The sequence below is a fragment of the Geodermatophilus sp. SYSU D00779 genome, from assembly GCF_054050595.1.
This window is the reverse complement of record NZ_JBJGZQ010000020.1, coordinates 57,009-83,591: the sequence shown is the minus strand read 5'-3', so window position 1 is coordinate 83,591 and position 26,583 is coordinate 57,009. Positions and strand designations below refer to the sequence as shown.

Sequence of the window (26,583 nt, the reverse complement as noted above, 5' to 3'; positions counted from 1 at the left end):
CGTCCCGAGCTCGCGAGGGGAGAGGAGGACGGGGCCCTCCCTCAGTCACCCTGGTAGCGCTGCTCGCGCCAGGGGTCGCCGCGGTCGTGGTAGCCGTTCTGCTCCCAGAAGCCGGGCTGGTCGCGCTGCAGCAGCGTCAGCCGGGTGACCCACTTGGCGCTCTTCCAGAAGTACAGGTGCGGGACCAGCAGCCGCACCGGACCGCCGTGCTCGACCGGCAGCGGGCCGCCGTCGTACTCCCACACCACCCACGCCCTGCCGCCGGTGACGTCCTCGAGCGCGAGGTTGGTGGTGTAGCCGGTCTTGGACGTCGCGACGACGAAGTGCGCATCGGCCGTCGGGCGGGCCGCCTCGAGCAGGGTGTCGACGCTGACGCCGGCGAACCAGGTGTCGAACTTCGACCACGTGGTGACGCAGTGGATGTCGCCGCGGTACTCCGAGCGCGGCAGCCGGTGCGCCTCGTCCCACGTCCACGTCGTCGGCTGCTCCACCCGGCCGTCGACGGTGATGCTCCAGGTCTCGGGCGAGATGCGCGGCGTGGGCTCGGCGGTCAGCACCGGCCAGTCGCGGCCGACGTCGTACTGTCCCGGCGGCAGCCGGGGGTCCCGCTCGCGGCGTCGGCCGAGGAATCCTCGCGTGGGTCCAGCCATGTCGTCTCCCTCCCCCACGAGGACGCCCGCCAACCCCGCGGCCGGTGTCGGGCTGCCCACGCGACCGCGCACCTTAACCGCCCGATCCGGTAAGGGCACCCTTACGAGAGCTGTGTCACCACGTGTTCACGTGGTCGTGGACCTGGTAGAGGCATACCTTCGGTGGCTGTGGTGACGGTGACGCAACCCGGCCAGCGCAGAGCGCCCAAGGCCGCGAAGACGAGCTCGGTCTTCAAGAAGGTCGTGATGGCGGTCAGCGGCATCATCCTGGTGCTGTACCTGATCGCGCACATGATCGGGAACCTCAAGGTCTTCGCGGGCCGCGAGTCGTTCAACGGCTACTCCCACTGGATCCGCACGATCGGCGAGCCGGCCGTGCCCGCGCAGACGACCCTCACGATCATCCGCATCGTGCTGCTGGCCGCCGTGATCGCCCACATCTGGGCGGCGATCGCGCTGTGGCGGCAGGCCAAGCGGGCCCGGCCGAACGGCTACGTCACCAAGAAGGCCGTGGCCCAGAGCTACGCCTCGCGGACCATGCGCTGGGGCGGCGTGATCGTCGGCCTGTTCGTCGTCTACCACATCCTCGACCTCACGATGGGCGTGGCGAACCCCGAGGGGCCCGGCACCACGCCCTACGACCGCCTGGTCGCCGGGTTCTCCAACCCGCTCATCACCGCGGTCTACGTGATCGCCCTGATCCTGCTCGGCATGCACCTGCGGCACGGCATCTGGAGTGCCACGCAGACCCTCGGGCAGAGCAACAAGCGCCGGGAGAGGACGGTCAACCTCTTCGCCCTGGTCTTCTCCGTGGTGCTGATCGGCGGCTTCCTGCTCGTCCCGTTCAGCGTCCTCTTCGGGCTCGTCGGCTAAGGAGCTCAACGCGATGCCTCTCGACCTCTTCACCGTCGGCGACCCGATCGCCGACACCAAGGCGCCGATGGACGTGCCGATCGGCGAGCGGTGGAGCACCCGCCGGTTCCGCGCCCGTCTGGTGAACCCGGCCAACCGCCGCAAGCTGACCGTCATCGTCGTCGGCACCGGCCTGGCCGGTGGCTCGGCCGCCGCGACGCTCGGCGAGGCCGGCTACAAGGTCAAGAACTTCTGGTTCCACGACAGCCCGCGCCGGGCGCACAGCGTCGCCGCGCAGGGCGGCATCAACGCCGCGAAGAACTACCGCAACGACGGCGACAGCGTGCACCGGTTGTTCTACGACACGGTCAAGGGCGGCGACTTCCGCTCCCGTGAGAACAACGTGCACCGCCTGGCCGAGGTGAGCGTCAACATCATCGACCAGTGCGTCGCCCAGGGCGTGCCCTTCGCCCGCGAGTACGGCGGCCTGCTCGACAACCGCTCCTTCGGTGGCGCGCAGGTGTCGCGCACCTTCTACGCCCGCGGCCAGACGGGCCAGCAGCTGCTCTACGGCGCCTACCAGGCGCTCGAGCGGCAGATGGCGGCCGGCACCGTCGAGCAGTTCGCGCGGCACGAGATGCTCGACCTGATCGTCATCGACGGCCGGGCCCGCGGCATCGTCGCGCGCAACCTCATCACCGGCGAGGTCAGCACCCACTTCGCCGACGCCGTCGTCCTGGCCACCGGCGGGTACAGCAACGTCTTCTACCTGTCCACGAACGCCAAGGGCTCCAACGCCACGGCGATCTGGCGGGCGCACAAGCGGGGCGCGTACTTCGCCAACCCCTGCTACACGCAGATCCACCCGACCTGCATCCCGGTCAAGGGCGACTACCAGTCCAAGCTCACGCTGATGAGCGAGTCGCTGCGCAACGACGGCCGCGTGTGGGTGCCCAAGGAGCGCGGCGACACCCGTGACCCGCGGGACATCCCCGAGGGCGAGCGCGACTACTACCTCGAGCGGATCTACCCCGCGTTCGGCAACCTGGTGCCCCGCGACATCGCCTCGCGCCAGGCCAAGAACGTCTGCGACGAGGGCCGCGGGGTGGGCCCGGGTGGGCTGGGCGTCTACCTGGACTTCGGCGACGCCATGAAGCGGCTGGGCCGGCCGGCCATCGAGGCCAAGTACGGCAACCTCTTCGACATGTACGCCCAGATCACGGGCGAGGACCCCTACGAGACGCCGATGCGGATCTACCCGGCGGTCCACTACACGATGGGCGGGCTGTGGGTCGACTACGACCTGCAGTCGACCATCCCCGGCATGTTCGTGATCGGCGAGGCCAACTTCTCCGACCACGGCGCGAACCGCCTGGGTGCCAGCGCGCTGATGCAGGGCCTGGCCGACGGCTACTTCGTCCTGCCGAACACCATCAACGACTACCTCGCCGACGGCCCGTTCGAGAAGGTCGACGACAGCCACCCGGCCGTCGCCGAGGCCCTGCAGGAGGTGCAGGGCCGGGTGCAGAAGCTGCTGTCGATCAACGGCAACCGCACCCCGGCCTCGTTCCACCGCGAGCTCGGCCGCCTGATGTGGGACCTGTGCGGCATGGAGCGCTCGGAGGAGAGCCTGCGCAAGGCCCTGGACCGGATCCCCGAGATCCGCCAGGAGTTCTGGACCAACCTCAAGGTCTCCGGCGACGAGAACACGATCAACCCGACCCTGGAGCACGCCGGCCGCGTCGCCGACTTCATCGAGCTCGCCGAGCTGATGTGCGTCGACGCCCTCCACCGCGCCGAGAGCTGCGGCGGGCACTTCCGGGCCGAGAGCCAGACCCCCGAGGGTGAGGCGCTGCGCGACGACGAGAACTTCGCCTACGTCGCCGCGTGGGAGTGGACGCCCGAGGGCGCTCCCCCCGTCCTGCACCGCGAAGCCCTCGAGTACGAGTACGTCCACCTCGCCCAGCGGAGCTACAAGTGACTGCGACACGTGAGGGCGCGACCTTCGCGTCCGGCACGGCGACCGACCCGGCCATGGCCCCTCACAACATGACCCTGACGCTGCGCATCTGGCGGCAGAGGGGCCCGGCCGACAAGGGCCGCATGGTGACCTACCAGGTCGAGGACATCTCCCCGGACATGTCGTTCCTGGAGATGCTCGACGTCCTGAACGAGAAGCTGATCCTCGCCGGCGACGACCCGGTGGTCTTCGACCACGACTGCCGCGAGGGCATCTGCGGCAGCTGCGGCCTGATGATCAACGGAACGGCGCACGGCCGTGGCACGTCGGGTGGTCCCACGACCACCTGCCAGCTGCACATGCGCAAGTTCAAGGACGGCGACACGATCGACATCGAGCCGTGGCGCGCGACGGCGTTCCCGGTGATCAAGGACCTGTCGGTCGACCGCAGCGCCCTGGACCGGATCATCCAGTCCGGCGGCTACATCAGCGCCCCCACCGGCACCGCGCCGGAGGCCCACTCGATCCTGGTGCCCAAGAAGGACTCCGACGCGGCCTTCGACGCGGCGACCTGCATCGGCTGCGGCGCCTGCGTGGCGGCCTGCCCGAACGCCTCCTCGATGCTGTTCACCGCGGCCAAGGTCAGCCACCTGGGCCTCCTGCCGCAGGGCCAGCCCGAGCGCAACGAGCGGGTGGTCAACATGGTCGCCCAGCAGGACCGCGAGGGCTTCGGCGGCTGCACCAACATCGGCGAGTGCTCGGCGGCCTGCCCCAAGGGCATCTCGATGGAGAACATCTCCCGGCTCAACCACGACCTGCTCGGCGCCCTGCGCGCCGGGGCGCGCCCGAAGAGCTGAAGGAGGACCCCGTCCTCCTCACCGCTCGCGGGCTCGCGGCGAGCCTCTGGACGGGGCCTCCCGCAGGAGGGCGGGGACCCGGGCACCGGGTCCCCGCCCTCCGGCGCACCAGGGGTCAGTCGCCGGCGGCCTCGACGTCCTGCCGGCCCAGCGCACCTGCCTCGACCAGGACGTCGAGAGCGGGCTCGAGCCCCTGCAGGGCCCGGGCGAGGTCCTCGGGCCGGGCGATCGTCCAGGCCTGGCTCTCCACGTAGCAGCGCACCGCCGCGTCGAACGCCTGCTCCCCGGCCGCCTCGCGGGCGGCCGCCAGCGCCGCGGCGCCCTTGCCGTACACCAACGCCTCGTACTCGTCCTGGTCCGCGAAATCGGCCATCGAGCCGCCGACGGCACCCGCCCGGTCCAGGTCGTCGGTGTCCCCGTGCCCCTGGGCGTACGTCGCGAAGGCCTCGTCCAGCCAGGGGTCGCGGAACTGCGAGTTGCCGACCATGCCGTAGAACCACATGTGCGCCACCTCGTGGACGAGGAGGTCCTCGTCGGCGTCCCCCATGAGGATCGCCGAGGAGTACTCCTCGCCACCGCCGTCGTCGGAGACGAGCGGCACGGCCAGGGTCGCGTACGGGAACGGGCCGAACCGGCCCTCCAGCGCCCGGACCGCCTCGGCGGTGGCCTCGGCGAGCTCCTCGGCGGAGGTGTCGGCGCCGGCCAGCACCCCGGCCGTCACCCTCGTGCCGCCGACGTCGACGGTCGCGGTGTCGAACTCGCCCACCGCGACGGCCACGTCGCGGGCGACCGGGTCGTGCGACTCCCAGACCCGGCGGCCACCCGGCGCCTCCCGCGGCGGCGCCTGCTCCCCCGACATGAGGACGACGAGGTCACCCGGGACCGAGACGCGCAGCGTGGTGTCGGCGGCGGGCGCGGCGGTCGTCTCACCGCTGATCTCGACCATCGGGTCCCTCCCCCAGCCGTGACCCGGTTCCCAGGTCAGCAGCGGGACCCCGCTCCCCCACCACGTCACGTCGTCCGCGACACCGAGACGGTCGAAACCGGCCGGCGTCCGCTCGTCGGTGAGCCGCAGCCGCAGGTCCAGCTCCACCGTGACGGTGCGGCCCGCCGGCACGGGTTCGCGCAGGTCCACCCGGTAGAGGCCGCCCGGCGTCCCCGGGGCGGCGCCGGCGTCGACGTAGCCGCCGCCGGCCACCAGGTCCCCGCGCACCGCCTCGACGGTGAGCCGGTGCCCGGCCGACTGCGGTGCGTTCGGGACCAGCCGGAACCACAGTTCCTCCACCGGGAGGTCCGGGGTGAGCGCGACGGTCTCGGTGCCGGTCACCGTGCGCCGGTCGTCGGCGAGGCGGAGGTCGAGGTCGACGACCGGCCGGTCCGGGTCGGGGGCGGCCCGCTCGGTCACCGGGCACCCGGCTCCGGGCTCGGGCGCCGCCGTCGGCCCGTCGGCGGACGTGCACCCGGCGAGCAGGACGAGCGCGCCGCACGCCGCGGCCGCGCGGACCGCCGGAGCACGCATCGGCCACCCCCGTCCGGCAGGTCGGCCCGGCCCGCGCCCGACGGGTCCCGTCCCCGGCCGCCCCGCTCGCGGCGACCCTAGGGACGCGGGGTCGTTCCGCAACAGGCCCCTGCGCGCGGCGTCAGCCGACGGGGGCGGCGCTGCGGGCCTCGAGCCACGACTCCAGCTGCTCGGGCGGCAGCGCCCGGCTGAGGTGGTACCCCTGGACGACGTCGCAGCCCAGGGCGGCGAGCGCGTCGACGGTCGCCTGGTCCTCGGCGCCCTCGGCGACGAAGACCAGGCCGAGGGCGTGCGCGAGCTGCAGGGTCGAGGTGACGATCGACGCCGACCGGTCGCTGCCGGTCATCGCGCCGACGAAGGTGCGGTCGAGCTTGAGCTCGGTCACCGGGAGGGTGGCCAGGTAGGCGAGGCTGGACCAGCCGGTGCCGTAGTCGTCGATGGCGACGCCGACGCCGGCCTCGCGCAGTCCGGCGAGGACGCGGATGGCGCGTTCCCGGTCCTCCATGAGCAGGCTCTCGGTCACCTCGAGCACCAGTGCGGTCGCGGGGACGCCGTGCCGCGCCAGCATCCCGGCCACCTCGTCGGGGAAGCCCTCGTCGACCAGGTTCGAGGGGCTGACGTTGACGGCGACGGTCAGCTCGCGCCCGCGGTCGGACCACGCCCGTCGCTGCGCCAGGGCGGTGTCCAGCACCCGCCTGGTCAGCGCCGCCATGAGCCCGGCGGACTCGGCCAGCTCGACGAAGGCGTCGGGGGACAGGAGTCCGCGCTCGGGGTGCTGCCAGCGAACCAGCGCCTCCACGCCGTCGACCCGGCCGGTCGCCAGGGTCAGCTTCGGCTGGTAGTGCAGGACCAGCTCGCCCGCGTCGACAGCTCGTCGCAACTGGGCGACGGCCTCGAGGCGGTGCCGGCCCGAGCCGTGGCGCTCCTCGTCGTAGACGACCGGGCCGCTGCGGCCGGCCTTGGCCGCGTACATGGCCAGGTCGGCCATCTGCAGCAGCTCCCGGGCCTGCCGGGAGTGCCGCGGGCCCAGGGCGATGCCCACGCTGGCGTCCACGCTCAGCACCATGCCGGCCAGCTGGAACGGCCGCTCGAGCGTGGCGCAGAGCCGCCGGGCCAGCGCCAGCGCGCCGTCCTCCCCCAGGCCGTCGGCGAGGACGACGAACTCGTCGCCACCCAGGCGGGCCAGCAGGTCACCGGAGCGGAGGTGTCCGGCCAGCCGCGGTCCGACCTCGCGCAGCAGCGCGTCCCCGACGCCGTGGCCGAGCGAGTCGTTGATCTCCTTGAACCGGTCGAGGTCCAGCACGAGGACGGCGGTGCCGCCTCCGGCCGCCATCCGCGTGTCGGCATCGGAGAGGGTCTCGAAGACCTGGCGGCGGTTGGGCAGGCCGGTGAGCTCGTCGGTGCGCGCCTGGTGCCGGCTGTCGGCCAGCGCCCGGACCTCGCGGAAGGTCAGCGCGGTGCGGGTGAGGGCGGCCACCACCGCGCCGAAGGCCAACCCGCCGGCCAGCGGGTCGCCGTCCTCCAGGTAACCCCGCAGCAGCAGGACCAGCGCGCCGATGGCGCACAGCCCCGGGATGACGAGCGCGCGGACGCCACGCAGCGGGGCGGAGGTGCGCGGCCGGGGTGCCGGGCAGGCGGCCAGGCCGTAGCAGAGGAACGCCAGGCCCCAGCCCACGTCGAGCGGGCCGCCGACGACGTAGGTGCCGTGCGCGACCTGGTGGGCGTAGACGGTGTCGGTGACCACGAACAACGCCGTCCCGGCGGTGAGCCACCACCAGGCGGCGCCGGCGCCGCGGCCGATGACGACGAGGGCGCCGGCGATGAGGACGAGCAGCAGCAGGTCGGCGACCGGGTAGGCGGCGATGAGCACGGCGCCGCGCAGCGCGAGGTCGAGGTAGGCGCCGAACGCGAACGCCGCCGCGAAGGCCGCGGCGGTCAGCCCGGTGACGACGGCGTCGAGCCACATGCTCGACGTCAGCCGCGGCGCCCGTGTCCGCAGCAGCCGGAACAGCGCGGCGCAGGCGAGCGGGTGGAAGCCGATGAAGGCGAGGTCGAACCAGTCGGGGCGGACGATCGGCCCCGGCGCGGCGTCGGCGATGGCGTAGCCGAGCGAGCCGACCGTGTAGGAACCGACCGCGGCGGCGAAGAGCAGCCAGGCGCCGCGGTCCTCCCGCACGGTGACCCCGCGCAGCACCAGGAGTGCGGTCAGCCCGACGAGGAACACCCACTTGCCGCCGACGGCGAGGGCGCCGAGCACGCCGGAGTCCCCGAGCGCGTGCGCCGCCAGCGAGAGCACGTAGGCCGACGCCAGGACGGCCGCGCAGACGCGGACGACCCGCAGTGGCCGGTCGACCGGCTGCCGGGTGCGGCTGCGCCGGGCGCGCGGGAAGACCTGGACCACGGGGACAGCATCGGTCACCCGGCGGCGGAGCTTCAGCCCTCGGCCGTGAGCACCGGGCCTGCCTCACCCGGCGGAGGGGAACGGTCACGGAGCGTTCGGGGCGCCACGCTGCGCGCGTGACGGCCCGCCCCTCCTCCGAGCCCTGCTGCACGTCGTCCTGGCCTGGGCCCTGGGGGTCTGCGCCGCGCTGCTCGGGACCCCCGCACTGGTGGCGTCCCTGCTCGGCGGCCAGGTGCCGCTGCTGCTCGCCTGCGGCGTGCTCACCGCGGTCGTCGCCGCGCCGGCCGTGGTCCTCGACCGCGCCGCCGGCCCCGAGTGCCGCTGGCCGGTGCGGTGGTGCGGGGTACCGCGGTCGGCGTCCTGGGGACGGCGACCGTCCTCGTGCTGGCCCGGGCGGCGATCCGGGCGGACGTCGACTCGGTGCTGCCGGTGGGGCTTCGTACGCCGCCGCGGGGCTGCCCGTCGCGGCGGTCGCGGGGCTGCAGTGGCCGGGCGCGTCCGGGTGCTCACCGCGCTGGCGGTGGCCGGCAGCGTGGCCGTCGTCGCCGTCCCGCTGGCCGCGGAGGCGCGGCGGCAGGCGCAGGCGGACGCGGTGGGGACCGAGGTCGGCACCACCGCCCGCCCGTGGGTCACCGCGGTGGACGGCTTCCGCGGCCGGTCGCCGCACCACACCGGCACGGACCCGCTGTGGACGCGTTACCTGCCGGCCGACGGCGCCTCCGACCCGGTGCTGCGGCTGTCCCGCCAGGGCGACACCCGGGTGCCCGCCGACCCGTGCACGGCCACGGCGCTCGACGCCGGAGGGCGACCAGCCGACGACCGCGTGCACCCGCGTCGACGGGGACCGCTGGCTGCGGGCGACCGGCCTCTGGCAGGAGCTGCCGACCCGGCGGGACGGCGTCCGGGTCGGCGTGACCGCGCCGCGCGACGTCCCCCGGGCGCTGCTCGACCAGGCGCTCGCCGCTGCCCGCCCGATGACCGAGGACGAGTACGAGGCCTGGCTGGACGAGGTGCTGCCGTAGCCCGGACGGTCGCGGGCGCCCGCTCGCCGAGCACGCGTGCCGGGGGCTCCCTGGTGCAGCGGAACCGGCTGGCTATGCTCCCCGGCAGTCCAGTCAGGCGTCGAACTCCCGGCACCAGGCACCAGGCCGACGAGCGACGACTGGCATCGGGGGATCGATGACGACCGGCACACCCAGGCCGGGACAGCGGGGGTCCGGAGCAGCGGAGCCGCGGGACACGGCGACCCGGCACGCCGACGCGATGCGTTCCCTCGCCGCCGAGGTCGACCGGCTGCAGCGCAACCTGGACACCGCCGGCCGGCAGTCGGAGAACCTGCAGGCGGCACTGGAGAGCAACCGCCGCATCGGCATGGCCATCGGCATCCTCATGGTCACCCGGCAGCTCACCGACGACGCCGCGTTCGACTGCCTGCGTCAGGTGAGCAACCAGCGCAACGTGAAGCTGCGCCTGGTGGCCGAGGACGTCATCTACAAGGGCGCGCTGGACTAGCGGCTCTGCAGCGCGTCGAGCGCGACGGCCATGGACGCCGCGACGCGGAAGTCCAGCCGCGGGTCGGGCACGGTGACGGTGTAGCGGTCGCGGATGGCCTTCTGCCGCTCGCTGGTCATCACCGGGGCGCCGGTCGCGGTGTCGACGAAGTCGAAGTGGAAGACGAACGGCACCCAGACCTCGCCGAGGTAGGGGATGACGTCCCAGACCCGGCGCAGGATGGCGATCGACTGCCGGCGCTCCCGGCCGACGGCGTTGAGCGTGGGGGTCGACAGGTCCCAGGTGGAGCGCAGCAGGCTGGCGCCGAACTGCTTGCGGAAGTACCCGAGCGGGGTGCCGTACTCGTCGAAGACGTCGTGCTCGGCGGCGACGTCGAGCCGCTGCCGCGCCTTGAAGCGGAAGACCGCGCGGCTCTTGGCGGTGTCGGCGTAGAAGACGACCTCCTCCTTGAGCTTCATCCGCTTCTGCTCCGCGAACGCGAGCAGCGGTCCCTCGGAGCCGTCGGGGTTCATCCCGACGACCTCGTAGCGGTTGACCATCAGCGTGATCCGCTGCCGCACGAAGAAGGCCGGCACGACCATCGGGGCGGGCGGCTGCTGCGGTCCGGGCGGAACGGTCACGTCGGGTCTCCCGTACGGGTCGGTTGTCGGTGGTCGGGCGTCATCGTGTCCCATCGGAGGCCGTCCGCGCTGGTCGACGGTGCGGGGCCTCAGGCGTGGTCGGTCGGCGCGGGGCCCGACCGGGTGCCGACGAGGGCGCTGTGCAGTCGCTCGGCGAGCCCGTCGAGCACCGAGGGACGGCGATCGGGGGGCAGCGGCGCCGACGGCACCAGCACCCACAGCAGCAGGTAGACGACGACGCCGACGCCGGCCACGGTGAGGCCGACCATGCCGACCCGCCAGAGCACGGCGTCGATGCCGCTGTACTCGGCGAGACCGCCGCAGACGCCGCCGAGCCAGCGGTCGGTGCCGCTGCGGCGCAGTTCGGGTCGGGTGGACGCGGGGAGCGGAGAGGACGTGGTCATGGCACGAGCCTGGCCCCGCCCGGACGGCGCCGGAACCCGGGAAGGCCCGGATCGCTCCCCGGTTCCGGCAGTCGGGGTGGTCCCCGGTACGGGCTCCGGGTCCCGGGACCGAGCCCCTGGGCGCGGGTCAGGAGCCGGCGGGCGTGCGGCTGCGCTGCTCGGCGCCGACGTCCCCGTACGGGTAGTCGGCGCGGCCGGGGTCGCTGACGGCGTCCAGCCGGGCGACGTCCTCGGGCTCCAGCGCCACGTCGACGACGCCGAGGTCGTCGCGCAGCTGTTCGGTGGTGCGGGCGCCGAGGATGACCGAGGTGACGGCGGGCCGGTCGACCAGCCAGGCTAGCGCGACCTGCGGCATCGAGACGCCGTGCGCCTCCGCGACGTCCTGCACGACCTCCAGCACGTCCCAGGTGCGCTGCCGGGAGCCGACCCGGTCGTAGGCCTCCATGCCGCGGTCGGGGTCCTCCCCCAGCCGGGTCGCGCCCTCGGGGCGCTGGTCGCGGGTGTACTTGCCCGACAGCCAGCCGCCGCCGAGCGGACCCCACGGCAGCATGCCCAGGCCGTTGTGCAGGCAGGCGGGGACGATCTCGAACTCGATGTCCCGGACGAGCAGGCTGTAGCTCGGCTGCAGGGTGACCGGGACGGCGAGGTGCTGGTGCTCGGCGAGGTCGACGGCCTTCTGCACCTGCCAGGCGGTGAAGTTCGACAGGCCCGGGTAGCCGATCTTGCCCGCGGAGACGGCGTCGTCGAGGAAGCGCAGGGTCTCCTCGAGCGGGGTCAGCGGGTCCCAGGCGTGCACCTGGTAGAGGTCGACGTGGTCGACGCCGAGCCGGCGCAGGGAGTCGTCGAGGGCGCGCCGCAGGTGGCGGCGGGAGGTGCCGAGGGCGTTGGGGTCCTCGCCCATCGGGAAGCGGCCCTTGGTGGCGAGGACGACGCGGTCGCGGACGTCGGCCGGGCGGGAGGCCAGCCAGCGCCCGGTGATCTCCTCGGCCGCGCCGGCGGAGTAGACGTCGGCGAGGTCGACCAGCGTGCCGCCGGCCTCGACGAAGAGGTCGAGCTGCTCGTGCGCACCCGCCTCGTCGGTCTCGGCGCCGAACGTCATCGTGCCCAGGGCGAGGGTCGAGACCGCGCAGCCGCTGCGGCCGAGGGTGCGGTACTCCACGAGGTGCTCCTGTTCGTCGGGGTCTGGGAGCACGGTGCCCCACTCACCGGCCGGGCACTCCCGTCAGTCCCGCCCCGCTCGCCTCACGCGGACCGGGACCGATCCCCGCGTCCCGGGTGACCGACGCGGTTCCGCATACGGTCCGGGCATGGAGCTGACGGTGGACCAACTGATCCAGCTGTTCGGCCAGCAGGTGGCCGGGCTCTACGGACGGTCCCTGCACGACATCGATGACGAGCGGCAGCGGGCAGCGCTGCGCAGCACCGCGGCCTTCGTCGAGCAGCACATGCCGCGCGCCCACTCGTTCACCGGCGCTTCCGCCTACGACGCGAAGATCGAGCTCCTCGAGGCCGCGGTCGGCCTGGCCCCGGCGGAGGGCCTGGTCCTGGAGTTCGGGGTCGCCACGGGCGACACCCTGAGCCGCATCGCGGCGAAGCGGTCGCCCGCCCACGGGTTCGACTCCTTCGAGGGCCTGCCCGAGGACTGGCGGACCGGTTTCACGAAGGGCGCCTTCGCCCAGGTGGCGCCCACGGTCCCCGGAGCCACCCTGCACGTCGGCTGGTTCGAGGACACCCTGCCCGGCTTCTTCGCCACGCACCCCGGTCCGATCGCCTTCGCGCACATCGACGCGGACCTCTACAGCTCGATGGTGACCATCTTCCGCGAGGCGGAGGACCGCTTCGTCGAGGGCTCGGTGCTGCTCTTCGACGAGTACTTCAACTTCCCCGGCTGGGAGCAGCACGAGCACAAGGCGTTCACGGAGTTCATCGAGCGGACCGGTCACGGCTTCGAGTACCTGGCCTACAACTCCCTGCACGAGCAGGTGCTCGTCCGGCTGACCAGCTGACCCGCCGGCTCCGCGAGCTCACCCGAGCCGGCCGTGGGCGCTCGCCCGGTCGGTCTCGACGCCCGGCCGGCGTCGTCAGCGGCTCCGGGGGTCGGCTGCCGCCCTGAGGAGGCCGGCGACCTCCGGCCGGGCGGCGTACGCGCCGGCGGCGAGGAAGGACTGCTGGATGACCCCGTTGAGGTCGTGCCGCGACATCATGTCGTTGCCCATGGCGCGCTGTTCGTCCTCACCCGGAGCGAAGACGACCGTCCGGGTCCCCGCCCGCTGCAGTGCCCTGACCTCGTGTTTCAGCAGGCGGGCGGCGTGCCGGCGCGAGGCCGCGTAGACGTCGGGGAGCCAGCCCGCGGGGCCGCTCATCGGCGAGATGACGATGACGAGGTCCAGCCCCCGACCGCGGAGGACGGCGGCGTTGGTGGGCGAGTGCACCCCGCCGTCGACGTACTGGTGACCGCCGATCTCGACCGGGGCGAAGTACCCGGGCACGGCACAGGACGCCGCGACCGCCAGGTGGACCGGCACCTCGGGGGTACCCGGGCGACCGAACACGACCCGGCGCCCGTCGCGCCGGCGGACGGCGCAGATCCACAGGTCGGGGTCCGGCCACCCCGGTCCCTCCAGCTCGCGGAGGGCGGCCAGTTGTTCGGCGATGTCGTGCCGTCCGGGCGCGATGAGGGCCATGCCGGCCGCCAACGGCCGGAACCGCCACGGCCGGGTCAGCGCCCGCTGCACCATGTGCCGCCCCGGCAGCCGGAGGGGCCGGCGCAGGACGTGCAGCGGGTTGAAGGGCGCGAGGTCGGGGACGGGGGTGCCGGCCACGTGACGGAGGACCTCGTCCTCGTCCGACAGCGGGGCCTTCACCGTCCAGGCGGCGAGGTCCTCGGCCGAGACGCCCAGTCGGAGCAGCGTGCCGGTGATGGAGCCGGCCGACGTCCCGACGATCACGTCGACCGTGCGGGCGTCCAAGCCGAAGTCGTGCTCGAGCACGGCCAGCACGCCCGAGTGGTACGCCTGGCCCACGACGCCGCCACCGCCCAGCACCACGCCGACGCGCATCACGCAGCGAGCCTGCCAGGCCCCCGGTCCGGTGCGCGACCGGCTCCGCGGTGGGGGCCGGTCGCCGTGCCGGTGGGTGGAGGCGGTGCCGCGCCCGCCTCCACCGACCGCTGCGGCTCAGGTGCGGCTGCCGCCACCGATCATGGGGTCGTCGCCGCCGTCCCGGACACCCTTCTCGACGCCCTCGGTGGAGGACGGCGCGGTGTAGCCCGCCGGGTCCGACTCCGTGGTCAGCGCGTCGTCCCGCACCACGTCCGGGGGTGGCTGCTCGACGACGGTGACCTCCTGGGGCTGGCGCACGCCCGCCTCCGGCTGCTGCTCCTGCTCCCTCCCCTGCGACGCGGCCACGGCGGCACCTGCCGCGGCGACGCCGGCCACGGCCGCGACACCGGCGGCGACGGCCTTCCCCGACACCCCGGCCTTGCCGCTGTCACCGTGCGAGCCGACGGCGTCCCCGACCCCGGGCGTGCCGACGTCGAGGTCCTCGTTGATCGAGCCGCGCCAGGCACCGGTGGCGTAGCCCTCGTCCTCGATCAGCCTCTTGAACCTCTCGAGGTCGGAGTTGACCTGCCGCTCGACGATGCCGAGCTTGTCGCCGACCTGCTCCACGACACCCTCGGGCTCGTACTCCAGGGTCAGGTACACGATCGTCGAGCTCGGGCCGGCGGCCTCGAAGCGGACCGCCCCGGCGTTGGTGGCCCCGCTGGTCGCGGCCCAGGCGACCTTGCGGTCCGGTTCCTGCTCGAGGACCGAGGCGTCCCACTCGCGACGGACGCCGGCGATCTCGGCGACCCAGTGCAGGCGCCGGTCGTCGAGCTGGCGGACCTCCTTGACCCCGCCCATGAAGTGCGGGAAGTCCTCGAACTGGGTCCACTGGTTGTAGGCCTGGTTCACCGGTACGTCGACCTGGATCGACCTCTCGACCTTGGTCGTCATGGCTGGTCCTCCCTCGTCGCGGGCAACGGAACACCCCGCTACCCCGGGGTGCGACAGGTGATGCACGTCACCGCTGGGCGTGCTGCGACGGGCGAGGCAGCTGTGACGTGCGGGTTCGCGCCGGGCACGTCGTCCGCCGATGAGGCGGGCATGCGCGCCAGCCACGTCGCCACCGCCCTCGCCGCCTTCCTCGCCGGCACGACCGCCGCCACGGTCCTGCACCGCCGGGCCGCCCGCCCGACCCCTGCCGCCACTGCCCTCCCGGCCGCTCCGGCCGAGGAGCACGACGCCGTCGTCCTGCCCTTCCCCCGCCCCGTGGTCGAGCAGCCGGCGGCGCCGGCCGTCGCCGGTCCGGCCCGCTGCGGTGAGAGCGGCGGCCGCACCAGGGCCGGTGCGCCGTGCGCCGCCCGTGCCACCGCCGGCGGCCGCTGCCACCACCACCCGCTGGCCGCCTGAGCCGGCTCACGTCCCCGCGGGGACGTCTCGTCGGCGGACGCAGGCTCGGGAGGGCCACCCGGCCCGTCTCGCCGACCCCTCGGCACCGGTGTGCGCGGGTGCGCAGTTCCTGAGCCCGTGGGCTGCACATCCGCGCACACCGTCGAGCCGTGTCGGCCCTGTCCGACCGACGAGGGCGGATTGCCGCGCCACCTGCTGGGTAGCTGCGGGCGACGGCCGTCGACGTGGCGGCCTGGTCGCTGACGACAGGACGCAACCATGACACTGCCGGATCGGGACGCGGCGAGGGACTGGATCGGCCGGACGGTGCTCGACCGCGACGGCGCCGAGATCGGGGTCTGCGCCGCCCTGCTGGCCGACGAGGCCACCGGGCTGCCGGAGTGGATGTACGCCGAACGCGACGAGGTGACGGTCGTGGTCCCGCTCCTCGACGCGACCGACAGCGGTGGCCGGGTCCAGGTCACGGTCACCCGGGCCGACGCCGACGGCGCGCCACGCTTCGGTCCCGCGCGTGAGCTGTCCCAGGACCAGGAGTCGGAGCTCTACCGCCACTACGGGATCGAGTACTCGACGGCCACCTCGGACAGCCTCCTGCCGGCTGCCGAGCCCGAACCGACCGAGGCCGCGCCGACCGCCGAGGCCGGCGTGTCCGAGCCGGCCGTGCCGGAGCCGACCGAGTCCGCGCCCACCGAGTCCGCCCCGGTCGAGGCCACACCGGACACGGCCGTCGGCCAGCTGGCCGCGAGCGGCGACGCGCGGCGCGGTCGCGGGGTGGCGGCCGCCGTGGCCCTGCTCGCGGGCCTGGCAGCAGCCGTCGTCGCGGCGGCACGCCTGCGCCGGGGCTCGTCCCTCGGGTCGGTGCGCCTGCTGCGACGCCGCACTCCCCCGCCCAGGTCGGCCGCGCAGCGTGCCCTCGCCGGCACATCCGCCGTCCGCGCCCGGGCCGTGCAGGTCGCAGCGGCGGCCGGACCCGCACTGGAGGCCTCGAGCCGCCTGGCGCAGCACGGCGCCGCCGCAGGTGCTCAGGTGGTCGGCCGGGCGGCCGTCGACGCCGCCCAGCGCGCCCGCGAGGCGTCGACGGCGGCCAGGACCTACACCGACGCGGCTGCGACCCGGCTCGCGCCGCTGCTCACAGCGACGGGACGGGCGGCCTGGCAGGCCGCCCGCGCCAGGACGGACTCGGCCCTGCGGGCGACTGATGCAGCCACCCTGGCGGTCGCGGCAGCCGTGCCGCGGGTGACCGGCGGCATCGGTCGTGCCGCGACGACCGTCCTGCACGCCGTGCTCACCGTGGGCGCGGCAGTCGAGGCGGCACCCGAGGCGATCGCCGAGACCGGAGAACGACTGGAGAAGGGCTGGAGGAGAGTCATGGGCAGGTTGTCGTTGGGGCTCGGCTTCGGTGTCGGGTACGTGCTCGGCGCGCGCGCCGGGCGGGCCCGGTACGAGCAGATCAAGCAGGCCGCGGCCGGCGTCATGGAACGGCCGGAGGTCCAGCAGGCCGTGGAGCAGGTCAGGGCCGCCGCGCCGGCTCCCCTGCAGGGCAGCATCGACAAGCTGTCCGGGCGCGGGTCGGGTCGCCAGGACACCGGCGCCGACACGGTCGACGTCGAGGCGCTCGTCGTCGAGGAGGTCGACGTCGTCGTGACGCCGCCCCCGGTGTCCGGCACGGGCGGCCCCGTCGGGACGGGCGCTCCCGTGCCGGACCCGCTGATCCCGCCCGCCAAGTCGGACGACGACCCCACCGGTCGGCCGTGACCTCGGCGTAGCCGTACCGGCCACTGCGGGTGCCGGCTGCTGCGTCGGACCAGCAGGGGTGGGCGGGCGTCCTCCAGCCGCCCACCCCTGCGACAGCCGGGCTCAGCCGTAGACGAGCGTCCCGTCCTCGAGGTCGGCCTTGGGCAGCAGCTCCGCCTCGTCCGCGTGCTCCAGCATGTGGGTCCATGGCTCCCGGTCGCCCTGCTTGAACAGCACGTGCTGCGAGCGCACGACGTACCCGGCGTTGAAGTTCTCCGGGTCCGACCACGGCCGGATCTGCATGTCGGCGTCCTCCGGCCGCAGGGTCGGGACGACCATGGTCGCGCCCTTCGCCTCCATGGTCCCGAACAGCCGGCAGACCAGGTCGCTGACGAGGTCGGCGCGCAGCGTCCAGCTGTGCCGGAAGTAGCCGAACACGTAGGCCATGTTCGGGATGCCGCTGATCATGATGCCGCGCCAGGTGACCCGTTCGGGGAACTCGACCGGTTCGCCGTCCACGGTGAAGGAGACGTCGCCGAAGGCGGACAGGTTGAACCCGGTGGCACTGACGACGACGTCGGCCTCGAGCTCCTCGCCGGAGCTGACCCGGATCCCCTTCTCGGTGAACGTGTCGATGGTGTCGGTGACGATCGAGGCCTTCCCCTCGCGCAGTGCCGCGAACAGGTCGCCCTCCGGGACGATCGCGATGCGCTGCTGCCACGGGCGGTAGCGGGGGGTGAAGTGCTTCTCGATGTCGAAGCCCTCGGGCAGCTGTGGCTTCAGGGAGTCCATGAGGAAGGTGTGCAACTCGTCGGGCGCCTCGAGCGACATCCGCGCCAGCTCGTTGAACTGGGCGGCGTAGGCACGGCGGAGGATCTCGTGCGTCCAGTCCTCGGGGACGTCCAGCTGGCGCAGCGTCACGGCCAGCTCGTGCGTCAGGGGCGGGGCCAGGAAGTAGGAGGGCGAGCGCTGCAGCATCGTCACGTGCTCCGCCTCCTGCGCGATCGCCGGGATCAGCGTGGCGGCCGTGGACCCGGAGCCGATGACGACGACGCGCTTGCCGGTGAGGTCGAGGTCCTGGGGCCACTGCTGGGGGTGGACGACCAGGCCCTGGAACCGGTCCAGGCCCTCCCACTGCGGCTGGTAGGGCTTGTCGTGGTTGTAGTAGCCCTGGCACATCCACAGCCAGTCGGTCGTGAACTGCAGCTGTTCGCCGGTGTCGCCGCGGGTGACGTCCACGGTCCACCGGCGGTCCTCGGTCGACCAGCTGGCCGCGGTGACGCGGTGGTGGTAGCGGATGTGCCGGCCGAGGTCGTCCTCCTCGATGACCTCGTCGAGGTAGTTGAGGATCTCCTCCCCCGCGGCGATCGACGGCCCACGCCAGGGCTTGAACCGGTAGCCGTAGGTGAACAGGTCGCTGTCGGAGCGCACGCCCGGGTACCGGTGGGTCCACCAGGTGCCGCCGCGGTTGTCCTGCGCGTCCAGGATGACGAACGACCGGTCGGGGAACTGTTCCTGGAGGTGGTGCGCGGCGCCGATCCCGGAGACCCCCGCCCCGACGATGAGGACGTCGACGTGCTGGGGCTCGGGGCTGTCGCTGCGCGGCTCCTGGACGGTTGCCGGTTCCGTGGTCGTCGTCATGGGTGGGACCTCCAGGGTCTGGGAAGTGACGTCGGCCACACTAGCGTCCGGCCGGAGGGCTTCCGGAACCGCAGCGATCCGTGGGGCGGCTCGCTGGGCGTGGACGGGCCGTGCCCGTCGTGACGCCCCTCCACGGGGTCCGGGAGGCGCGCGCCCACGGATGGCCGAGGCCCGGCACGTCCTGGAGGGGGCGATCCGCCTCTTCCGTCCCTCGTCAGGACAGCTGGTGCTGGGCGAGGAAGTCCTGCACCAGGGGCAGGAACTCCTCGGCGCGCTCGACGCCGAGGGCGTGGCTGGAGCCCGGGCCGGTGAACACGTGCAGCTGCGCCCCGGGGATCGACTCGGCCACCTGCCGGCCGTGCCACGGCGGGGTGAGCAGGTCCTGCTCGCCGGCGATGACGAGGGTGGGCGCCGTGATGCCGCCGAGCCGGTCGAGCGTGTCGTGGAGCAGGTCGGCGTCCCACTGCTCCACGGTGGTCCGGACCTGCTGCTCGGTGTTCGGGAACAGCGGCAGCAGCTGCTCGATGAGCTCGCCGAACTCCGGGCTGTCGAGCAGCTGCGGCGAGAAGGCGATGCCGAGGGCCGTGAGCGCGGCCTCGATGTCGCCGGTGCGCCACGGGTGCGCCAGCCCCGTGATGACCGCGCGCTGGAAGCCGTCGGTGCGGGCCCAGGTGCAGTAGAGGACGAGCGAGGCGACCCGCTCCGGCGCGGCCAGCGCCAGCTCCTGCGCGATGGCGCTGCCCAGGGAGTACCCCAGGACGTGTGCTCGCTCGATGTCGAGTGCCTCGAGCAGCCCCCGGGCGTCCGCCGCCAGCGAAGCGACGCTGATCTCCCCCGCCCCTCGCTCCGACCCGCCCATGCCGCGCAGGTCGTAGGTGACCACGCGGTGGCGGCCGGCCAGGACCGGCGCGCTCTCGGCCCAGAAGCCCAGTGACTGGGTCGTCCCGTTCACGATCAGCAGCGGTTCGCCCTCGCCGTACTCCTGGACCGCGACGGAGATGTCGCCGACCTGGACGGTCCGTTGTGGGTGCGTGGTGGGAGTGGTCACGGCGTCTCCGTCGCTGGTCCGTGGCGGGGAAGGAAAGGGGGGTGAGCACACCACAGGGGCGAGCGGTCCGGAAGGGCACGCGTGGTGGCGGGCGGGCGCAGCGAGCCGCACGGCATCGATCACCGGCAGCCCCGCGGCTGGGCGGGGTCGATCCCTCGCGCCGGACCGTCCCAGGACGACCTAGAACCCGAGGGCCCGCCAGGTCGCAGGACCGACGATGCCATCGGCCACCAACCCGGCGCGTTGTTGGAAGTACCGCACCCGAGCGTCCGTCCTCGGGCCGAAGTCACCGTCGACCACGAGTGGCGGGAGGCTCGGATACCAGCGGTTGAGCGTCTCCTGGAGCCTCCGCACCGCGTCCCCCTGGCTCCCCAGCCGCAGCACCGGCATGGGGGGTGGGGGTGGAGGCGGTGGTGTGCCGCCTCCCATGACCTGGTTGAGCAGGTCCACGGTCAGCCCGCCGTTCGCGGCCCACCACAGCAACTCGACGTGTCCGTGATCGAGGTGCGGCGAGGACCCGGAGTACGGGCGCCAGTCCGGAGCGATCGACGACCAGATGCTCCGGTTGTGGATGATGCACTGCAGACCGAGTTCGTACGAGTTGAGGCGGAGGGTGTCCATCACCCCCCAGGACCAGGTGTTCCCGACCGGGGTCCCCAGGTCAGCGGCCCGGCCCTCGGCATGCACGCTCAGCACGGACCCGCCGCTCACCGGACGGCAGTTGTAGATGCCGAGGTTCCTCGCTCCTCGGTTCCCGTAGGCGCCGAGCCACCACGACATCAGGTTCCGCGCGCCCGGGGTGGGGCCTCCGGTGCAGCTGCGCGCCCCCTGGTACCCCCCGATCTGGATGGTCACCGGCCGGCGTCCTCCGGTGCGGGCACCGCGTACGGCGCCGGCTCGACGTAGTCCGGGTGCTCCGGGTCCACGATCGGCTCGGGGAGGAGCTCGGCGCCCTCCTCGCCGGGTCCGAGCGCCACCTCCGGGTCGACGTCGAGCTCGTTCGGCGAGCCGGGGCCGGGATCCGACACCGAGCACCTCCTCCGCCTCGTCGGGACGGGTTCGTGGCGCGGCCCTCCCGACAGCGTCGTTAACCGAGGACGGGCCGTTCCGCATCCGCGGCGCTCACTCTGCCCGCCCCGCCCGGACGTCGACCAGAGCCGGGCGCCGCCGCGCCGGCCCCGGCGCGCCGGGCGACGGCGCGGCAGACACGGGGCGTCCGCATCGCGCTCCCCGCCGACTCGGCGACTCTCCTACCGGAGGACGACTCGCCGAGCACCCCTCCACGTCGGTCCGCCCGGCCGCAGCGGCACCACACGCCCGGCGCTCCGGTCCCCGTGGAACGGAGCTGGACGGCTGCCCGTGGGTGCAGCAGGCACGGCCGGCCGCGGGCCGTCACGCACAGCGGGAGCTACACGTTGAAGCGGAACTCCACGACGTCGCCGTCCTGCATGACGTAGTCCTTGCCCTCCATGCGCACCCAGCCGCGGGCGCGGGCCTCCTGCATCGAGCCGGCCTCGACCAGCTGGTCGTAGGAGACGATCTCGGCCTTGATGAAGCCGCGCTGGAAGTCGGTGTGGATGACCCCGGCGGCCTGCGGGGCGGTCGCGCCGACCGGGATGGTCCAGGCGCGGGCCTCCTTGGGGCCGGCGGTCAGGTAGGTCTGCAGGCCGAGGGTGGCGAAGCCGATGCGGGCCAGCTGGTGCAGGCCGGGCTCCTCCTGGCCGATGCCGGCGAGCAGCTCGGCGGCCTCGTCCTCGGGCAGCTCGGCGAGCTCGGCCTCGATCTTGGCGTCCATGAGGATCGCCTCGGCCGGGGCCACCAGGGCACGCAGCTCGGAGATGAGCTCCTCGTTGGCCAGCTCCTCCTCGTCGACGTTGAAGACGTAGAGGAACGGCTTGGTCGTCAGCAGCGTCAGCTCGCGCAGCGGCTCGGGGTCGACGCCGGAGGAGAACAGCGTCTTCCCCTCGTCCAGCACGGTCTGCGCGGCCCGGGCGGCGTCGAGCAGGGCGGCCCGGTCCTTGTCCCTGCGGGCCTCCTTCTCCAGCCGCGGGATGGCCTTCTCCAGCGTCTGCATGTCGGCGAGCACGAGCTCGGTGTTGATCGTCTCGATGTCGTCGGCCGGGCTGACCTTGCCCTCGACGTGCACGACGTCGGGGTCGGTGAAGACCCGGATCACCTGGCAGATCGCGTCGCTCTCGCGGATGTTGGCCAGGAACTTGTTGCCCAGCCCCTGCCCCTCGCTGGCGCCGCGCACGATGCCGGCGATGTCGACGAAGGACACCGTCGCGGGGATCGTCTTCTGCGACGAGAACAGCTCGGCGAGCCTGTCCAGGCGCGGGTCCGGCACCCCGACCACGCCGACGTTCGGCTCGATCGTGGCGAACGGGTAGTTCGCCGCCAGGACGTCGTTCTTGGTCAACGCGTTGAACAGCGTGGACTTGCCGACGTTGGGCAGCCCGACGATGCCGATGGTGAGACTCACGCGCACTTCCTCGCTTCGCTCGTCGTCCGCGTTCGTCGGACTGCTGTGCTCGTCGCCGAGCTCGCACGCTCGCTCGGGCAGGGCCCAGCCTACGGGCCGCCGGCCGACCCCGGCCGCGGTCTCGGGGAGGCCTCCTCCTGACCCGCCACGGGTCGTGCGACGCCCGCCCCACACCCCGCACGCCGGGAGGCCCCGCTCGGGTTACCGCGAGGAGCACCATGGCCGCATGCCCGGCCCCGTCGACCTCGCCGCCGTCCTCTCCCGGATCGACCAACCCTGGCAGCCGCGCACGGTCGCCGTCCTGAACGACTACGACGTGCGGGTCGTCAGGACCCACGGCGAGTTCACCCGGCACAGCCACCCCGTAACCGACGAGGTGTTCCTCGTCCTCTCCGGCTCCCTGACCATCCGCATGGACGACGGTGACGTCGTCCTCGGCCCGGGCCAGCTCTACGTCGTCCCGCGGGGCACCCCGCACCAGCCGTTCTCCCCGGACGGCGCGGAGGTGCTCCTGGTCGAGCCGAGCGCGACCGTCAACACCGGGGACTCGCCCGGCGAGCTGACGGCCGAGCGCCGGCTCGCGTGAGGAGCCCCGCATGCCCCCGGGGCCACTCGACGACGAGTACCTCGACCGCGTCGTCGTGGGGCCGCGCGACACCACGCCGAAGCGCGTCGTCCTCGTCGACCCCGACCCCGACTGGCCGCGGCAGTTCGCCGCGCACGAGGCCCGCATCCGCGCCGCTCTCGGCAGCGACGCCCTGGCCGTCGAGCACATCGGGTCGACGTCGGTCCCGGGGCTGCGGGCCAAACCGCGCGTCGACGTCCTGGTGACCGTCGCCGACCCGGAGGCCCCGGACGTCGTCTCCCGGCTGGAGGCCGCCGGCTACCGGCTGCACGTCCGCGAGCCCGGACACCGGTGCCTGGTCGTCCCCGAGGGCCGCGGCCCCGACGCGAACGTCCACGTCTGGGCTGCGGACGACCCCGAGGTCGAACGGTGCCTCCTCTTCCGCGAGCAGCTGCGCGCGGACCCGGCCGACCGCGCTCGGTACCAGGCGCGCAAGGAGGAGCTCGCCGGCGAGCTGTGGACGGACGTCAACCACTACGCCGCGGCCAAGGGCGAGGTGATCGAGTCGGTCATCGCCCGCGCACGGGCGGTGGGCCGCCGTCCTCCGGGGTTGTGATCGCCGCTCAGCGTTGGATTCCAGTCCAATCTTGGACCGATTCCAGCTCCGGGCTGCGGACGCCTGTGACCCGTGCCACGCTAGATGGCGCGTCATGGTGTCGAGTGCGAGGGGGATCCGTTGTCCGCTGGACCACGTCGGGTCGGGATGGCCGTCGTCGGCCTCGGAGGAGCGGTCGCCACGACCGCCGTGGCGGGGCTGGAACTGCTCCGCAACGGCACGGGTGACACGACCGGGCTGCCACTGGCGCAGCTGGAGGTCGACGGCCGCCCCGTCGAGGAGGCGACCGGGATGGCCGGGTACGCCGACCTCGTCGTCGGGGGCTGGGACCTCGACGGCACCGACCTCCGCAAGGCCGCCGAGCTGCACGGCGTCCTCGACCCCCACCAGCTGGAGCAGGCCGGGCCGCACCTGTCCTCGGTGACGCCCTGGCCCGCGGCCGGCGACGCCGACTTCTGCCGGAACGTGACCGGCGGCAACGTGGTGCTGGCCGAGACCCGCCGCGCCCAGGTCGACGCCGTCCGGGCCGACCTGCGCCGGTTCCGCGAGGAGCACGACCTCGACGGGCTCGTGCTGGTGAACCTGGCCTCCACCGAGCGCTGGCCGGACCCGGAGGCGCCCGCGCTGCAGACGATCGAGGCGTTCGAGGCCGGGCTGGACGCCGACGACCGGGCCATCACCCCGGCGATGGTCTACGCCTACGCCGCGATCGCCGAGGGCGTGGGCTACGTCAACTTCACGCCGTCGCTGGCCGCCGACGTCCCCGCGCTGGTGGCCCTCGCGGAGCGCCGCGGCGTCCCGGTCGCCGGCAAGGACGGCAAGACCGGCCAGACGATGCTCAAGACGGTGCTCGCGCCGGCCTTCCGCAGCCGCTCGCTCACCGTCGAGGGCTGGTACTCCACCAACATCCTCGGCAACCGCGACGGCCTGGCCCTCGAGGACCCGGACTCGCTGTCGAGCAAGCTGCAGACCAAGGGCAGCGTGCTGGACTCGATCCTCGGCTACCCGGTCGAGGACCACGTCGTGCGGATCGACTACTACCGCCCGCGCGGCGACCAGAAGGAGGCCTGGGACGCCATCGACCTGGTCGGCTTCCTCGGCCAGCGCATGCAGGTCAAGGTCGACTTCCAGTGCCGCGACTCGATCCTGGCCGCGCCGCTGGCCATCGAGCTGGCCCGGCTGACCGACCTGGCCCAGCAGCGCGGTGCGGCCGGCGTGCAGACCCAGTTCGGCTGGTTCTTCAAGGCGCCGATGTCCCCGGACGGCAGCACCCCCGAGCACGCCCTGCACCGGCAGGAGCGCGTGCTGCTCGACTGGGTCGCCGGCGCGCCGGCCGGCCGGTGACGGGCGGCTCCCCCGCCCTCGCCGAGCTCCGCCCGCTGCTGACCGAGGTCGGCGACGCCAAGCGGGTCCGCGTCGCCGACGCCCCCGGGTCGCTGGCCGAGCAGGCCTTCGCCCGCGCCTGGGGGCGGCTGGTCGCGGGTGAGGACGCGGCCACGGTCGCGCTGTCGGAGACGGCGGCGGCCGTGGCCCGCGCCCGGCTGGCCGGCATCGACGGTGCGGTGCTCCGGACGGCGGGCCTGACCGACGACGACGCCCGCGACGTGCTGCGCCGCGGCTTCGACGAGGTCGCCGGCCCGCTGGACGCCGGCCTGCGGGCCCGGCTGCGCGCGGCCCTGCCGCTCGCCGTCCCGACGCCGCAGCCCCCTCCGCTCGCCGAGCGGCTCAACCGCCAGCCGCGTGCCGGGGCCACCGCTCCGGGCAAGCCGCGGGTGGTCGTCGAGCCGCCGGAGAGCCACGGCGACCACTGCCTGACCGTCGCCGTCTACGGCGTCCTCGTCGCCCCGGCGTTCGGTGCCGACCCGGTGGCGCCGTTCCTCGTCGGGCTGGCCCACCACCTGCACAACGTGGCGCTGCCGGACGCCGGGTTCGCCGGCGAGGTGCTGCTCGGCTCGGCGCTCGACCGGGTCGTGACGACGCTGGAGGAACGGGAGCTGGCCGCCCTGCCCGGCCCGCTGGCCGCGCGGCTGCGCACGGTGCTGCGGCTGCGGGCGGACGCCGGTGCGCCGGAGTCGCAGGCCTTCCACGCCGCCGACGTCCTCGACCGGGTGCTGCAGGTGCACCACCACGCGCGCGCGGCGGCGTTCACCGCGTCGCAGGCGCTCGACGACCTCGAGCTCGTGCACGCGGGGCCGGTGCAGGCCTTCCACCTCGACGTCCTGGCTGCGGCCGGGCTGTGAGCACAGCGGCTCCGGCGGTCCCGGTGGTCGACGGCATCCCGTACGCCCGGGCCGGACGCGACGAGCTGCGCGCGGAGGTGGCCGGCCTGCTGGCGCGCGGCGAGGTCGACCGCGCCCGCGTGGCGCTGCTGGCCGACGCCGACGACTGGTGGACCGAGCCGCCCCCGCCGCCCGAGCAGCTGGCCCGCGTCCCGGCGGCGCGCACCCTGCGCGAGGCGATGGACCTGCTCGGCATGGGCCGGGTCGCCGACTACTTCACCCACCGCTGGTCGGACCCGACCCACCTGGCCGGGCTGGCACTGCTGCAGCAGCACTGGCCGGGCAGCAGGCCGGTGGTGGACGTCGCCTGCGGCACCGGCACCCACCTGCGCGAGCTGGCCCGCCGCGGCTGCACCGACCTGGTGGGCGTCGACGTCGTCTGGGCCAAGCTGTGGCTGGCGCGGCGCTTCGTCTGCCCGTCGGCGCGCTACGTCTGCGCCGACGTGACGGGGGCACCCGACCTGGGCGTGCCGGCGCCGGCCTACGTGGTGTGCCACGACGCCTTCTACTTCCTGCGCGACAAGCCGGCCGCCGCCGCGGCGATGCACGAGCTCGCCGGGGACGGCGGCACCGTCGTCGTGGGGCACGCGCACGTCGCCGACCCGCACGGGGAGCCGCTGACGCCGGAGGGCTACGCCGCGGTGCTCGGCACCGACCTGCTCTACGACGACGCCGAGCTGACCGACGCGCTGCTCGAGGGCCGGCCGCCGCGCCCCGCCCCGGCCGCCGCGCTGCACGCGAGCGAGGCGGTGGCGCTGGTGGCCGGCGACCCGCTGTCCCCCGCCCCGGTCGACCTCGGCGAGCCGCTGCCGCCGCTGCGGCCCAACCCGCTGTACGCCGGCGGGGAGCTGCGCTGGCCGAGCCAGCGCTACGCCGGTGAGTACGGCCCGCGCTCGGCGTACCTGCCGGCCCGCTGGCCCGACCCGCTGCCCGCCGACGCCGCCCGCCGCCGGCTGCTCGTCGACCTCCCGGAGGCGTGGTGAGCGGCACCG

General features: G+C 74.0%; 25 protein-coding genes. 12 read left to right on the top strand and 13 right to left on the bottom strand.

What is annotated here, in order from left to right; genetic code table 11:
• Window positions 1–41 precede the first annotated feature (41 nt).
• Entirely contained in the window at window positions 42–650 is a 609-nt protein-coding gene (locus tag ACI79G_RS16680) for a sulfite oxidase-like oxidoreductase (RefSeq protein ID WP_456882232.1), read from the bottom strand.
• 171 nt (window positions 651–821) lie between these two features.
• Here ACI79G_RS16680 and ACI79G_RS16675 point away from each other — a divergent pair, with 171 nt between their 5' ends.
• The 3 genes from ACI79G_RS16675 to ACI79G_RS16665 are packed head-to-tail and all read left to right on the top strand — an operon-like array spanning window position 822 to window position 4,319.
• Complete coding sequence (locus tag ACI79G_RS16675) at window positions 822–1,523, top strand: succinate dehydrogenase cytochrome b subunit (protein WP_245700098.1); 702 nt, start codon at window positions 822–824, stop codon at window positions 1,521–1,523.
• A 13-nt stretch (window positions 1,524–1,536) separates the two neighbouring features.
• On the top strand, window positions 1,537–3,483 hold the full coding sequence (locus tag ACI79G_RS16670) for a fumarate reductase/succinate dehydrogenase flavoprotein subunit (RefSeq protein ID WP_091215217.1): 1,947 nt from the start codon (window positions 1,537–1,539) through the stop codon (window positions 3,481–3,483).
• On the top strand, window positions 3,480–4,319 hold the full coding sequence (locus ACI79G_RS16665; RefSeq protein ID WP_245700097.1) for a succinate dehydrogenase/fumarate reductase iron-sulfur subunit: 840 nt from the start codon (window positions 3,480–3,482) through the stop codon (window positions 4,317–4,319). Before ACI79G_RS16670 ends, ACI79G_RS16665 begins: the two co-directional genes overlap by 4 nt.
• Before the next feature lie 115 nt (window positions 4,320–4,434).
• On the opposite strand, the gene ACI79G_RS16660 is transcribed toward ACI79G_RS16665, so the two are convergent.
• Together ACI79G_RS16660 and ACI79G_RS16655 are read right to left on the bottom strand one after the other, a co-directional pair.
• A complete protein-coding gene (locus tag ACI79G_RS16660) occupies window positions 4,435–5,838 on the bottom strand; it encodes a peptidase M1 (protein ID WP_456882231.1) in 1,404 nt (467 codons plus the stop codon).
• 121 nt (window positions 5,839–5,959) lie between these two features.
• Window positions 5,960–8,239 carry a putative bifunctional diguanylate cyclase/phosphodiesterase gene (locus tag ACI79G_RS16655; RefSeq protein ID WP_456882230.1) on the bottom strand — a complete coding sequence of 760 codons (2,280 nt, stop codon included), beginning with the start codon at window positions 8,237–8,239 and terminating at the stop codon, window positions 5,960–5,962.
• Window positions 8,240–9,502: 1,263 nt separating this feature from the next.
• On the opposite strand from ACI79G_RS16655, the gene ACI79G_RS16650 reads away from it, so the two are divergent.
• Complete coding sequence (locus tag ACI79G_RS16650; protein WP_456882229.1) at window positions 9,503–9,751, top strand: ANTAR domain-containing protein; 249 nt, start codon at window positions 9,503–9,505, stop codon at window positions 9,749–9,751.
• Here the strand turns inward: ACI79G_RS16650 and ACI79G_RS16645 are convergent.
• From ACI79G_RS16645 to ACI79G_RS16635, 3 genes are all read right to left on the bottom strand, one after another.
• Window positions 9,748–10,371: a hypothetical protein gene (locus ACI79G_RS16645; RefSeq protein ID WP_456882228.1), complete on the bottom strand. Its 624-nt coding sequence runs from the start codon at window positions 10,369–10,371 to the stop codon at window positions 9,748–9,750. The two genes, ACI79G_RS16650 and ACI79G_RS16645, sit on opposite strands and share 4 nt — an antisense overlap.
• Before the next feature lie 89 nt (window positions 10,372–10,460).
• Window positions 10,461–10,775, bottom strand: coding sequence for a PspC domain-containing protein (locus ACI79G_RS16640; protein WP_456882227.1), 315 nt, complete (start codon window positions 10,773–10,775; stop codon window positions 10,461–10,463).
• Window positions 10,776–10,902: 127 nt separating this feature from the next.
• A complete protein-coding gene (locus tag ACI79G_RS16635) occupies window positions 10,903–11,934 on the bottom strand; it encodes an aldo/keto reductase (RefSeq protein ID WP_456882226.1) in 1,032 nt (343 codons plus the stop codon).
• 148 nt (window positions 11,935–12,082) lie between these two features.
• On the opposite strand from ACI79G_RS16635, the gene ACI79G_RS16630 reads away from it, so the two are divergent.
• Window positions 12,083–12,781, top strand: a complete 699-nt coding sequence (locus ACI79G_RS16630; RefSeq protein ID WP_456882225.1) for a class I SAM-dependent methyltransferase — start codon at window positions 12,083–12,085, stop codon at window positions 12,779–12,781.
• A gap of 75 nt (window positions 12,782–12,856) precedes the next feature.
• Here the strand turns inward: ACI79G_RS16630 and ACI79G_RS16625 are convergent, their stop codons facing one another.
• Window positions 12,857–13,834, bottom strand: coding sequence for a patatin-like phospholipase family protein (locus tag ACI79G_RS16625; protein WP_456882252.1), 978 nt, complete (start codon window positions 13,832–13,834; stop codon window positions 12,857–12,859).
• A gap of 117 nt (window positions 13,835–13,951) precedes the next feature.
• Window positions 13,952–14,770, bottom strand: a complete 819-nt coding sequence (locus tag ACI79G_RS16620; RefSeq protein WP_091215193.1) for an SRPBCC family protein — start codon at window positions 14,768–14,770, stop codon at window positions 13,952–13,954.
• A 150-nt stretch (window positions 14,771–14,920) separates the two neighbouring features.
• Here ACI79G_RS16620 and ACI79G_RS16615 point away from each other — a divergent pair, with 150 nt between their 5' ends.
• Both ACI79G_RS16615 and ACI79G_RS16610 read left to right on the top strand, forming a co-directional pair.
• Window positions 14,921–15,226, top strand: coding sequence for a hypothetical protein (locus tag ACI79G_RS16615; protein ID WP_456882224.1), 306 nt, complete (start codon window positions 14,921–14,923; stop codon window positions 15,224–15,226).
• Window positions 15,227–15,484: 258 nt separating this feature from the next.
• On the top strand, window positions 15,485–16,981 hold the full coding sequence (locus ACI79G_RS16610) for a hypothetical protein (RefSeq protein WP_456882223.1): 1,497 nt from the start codon (window positions 15,485–15,487) through the stop codon (window positions 16,979–16,981).
• A 102-nt stretch (window positions 16,982–17,083) separates the two neighbouring features.
• Here ACI79G_RS16610 and ACI79G_RS16605 read toward each other — a convergent pair whose 3' ends face one another.
• The 5 genes from ACI79G_RS16605 to ychF all read right to left on the bottom strand — a co-directional run bounded on the left by ACI79G_RS16605 (window position 17,084) and on the right by ychF (window position 22,131).
• On the bottom strand, window positions 17,084–18,601 hold the full coding sequence (locus ACI79G_RS16605; RefSeq protein WP_456882222.1) for a flavin-containing monooxygenase: 1,518 nt from the start codon (window positions 18,599–18,601) through the stop codon (window positions 17,084–17,086).
• Between the two features lie 214 nt (window positions 18,602–18,815).
• Window positions 18,816–19,649, bottom strand: a complete 834-nt coding sequence (locus ACI79G_RS16600) for an alpha/beta fold hydrolase (protein WP_456882221.1) — start codon at window positions 19,647–19,649, stop codon at window positions 18,816–18,818.
• Between the two features lie 180 nt (window positions 19,650–19,829).
• Entirely contained in the window at window positions 19,830–20,504 is a 675-nt protein-coding gene (locus ACI79G_RS16595) for a peptidoglycan-binding domain-containing protein (RefSeq protein ID WP_456882220.1), read from the bottom strand.
• Window positions 20,501–20,677 (bottom strand): hypothetical protein, encoded by a 177-nt coding sequence (locus ACI79G_RS16590; RefSeq protein ID WP_456882219.1) that lies wholly within the window; start codon window positions 20,675–20,677, stop codon window positions 20,501–20,503. Before ACI79G_RS16590 ends, ACI79G_RS16595 begins: the two co-directional genes overlap by 4 nt.
• A 380-nt stretch (window positions 20,678–21,057) precedes the next feature.
• Complete coding sequence (ychF, locus tag ACI79G_RS16585) at window positions 21,058–22,131, bottom strand: redox-regulated ATPase YchF (RefSeq protein WP_456882218.1); 1,074 nt, start codon at window positions 22,129–22,131, stop codon at window positions 21,058–21,060.
• Between the two features lie 226 nt (window positions 22,132–22,357).
• Here ychF and ACI79G_RS16580 point away from each other — a divergent pair, with 226 nt between their 5' ends.
• From ACI79G_RS16580 to ACI79G_RS16560, 5 genes are all read left to right on the top strand, one after another.
• The gene (locus tag ACI79G_RS16580; RefSeq protein ID WP_456882217.1) at window positions 22,358–22,717 is read left to right on the top strand and encodes a cupin domain-containing protein; all 360 of its coding nucleotides are present in this window, start codon (window positions 22,358–22,360) and stop codon (window positions 22,715–22,717) included.
• A 10-nt stretch (window positions 22,718–22,727) separates the two neighbouring features.
• Complete coding sequence (locus tag ACI79G_RS16575) at window positions 22,728–23,312, top strand: GrpB family protein (RefSeq protein ID WP_456882216.1); 585 nt, start codon at window positions 22,728–22,730, stop codon at window positions 23,310–23,312.
• A gap of 147 nt (window positions 23,313–23,459) precedes the next feature.
• Complete coding sequence (locus ACI79G_RS16570) at window positions 23,460–24,656, top strand: inositol-3-phosphate synthase (protein ID WP_456882215.1); 1,197 nt, start codon at window positions 23,460–23,462, stop codon at window positions 24,654–24,656.
• On the top strand, window positions 24,653–25,552 hold the full coding sequence (locus tag ACI79G_RS16565; RefSeq protein WP_456882214.1) for a hypothetical protein: 900 nt from the start codon (window positions 24,653–24,655) through the stop codon (window positions 25,550–25,552). The genes ACI79G_RS16570 and ACI79G_RS16565 overlap by 4 nt, the downstream gene beginning before the upstream one ends.
• Entirely contained in the window at window positions 25,549–26,574 is a 1,026-nt protein-coding gene (locus tag ACI79G_RS16560; RefSeq protein ID WP_456882213.1) for a class I SAM-dependent methyltransferase, read from the top strand. Before ACI79G_RS16565 ends, ACI79G_RS16560 begins: the two co-directional genes overlap by 4 nt.
• Window positions 26,575–26,583: the final 9 nt, after the last annotated feature.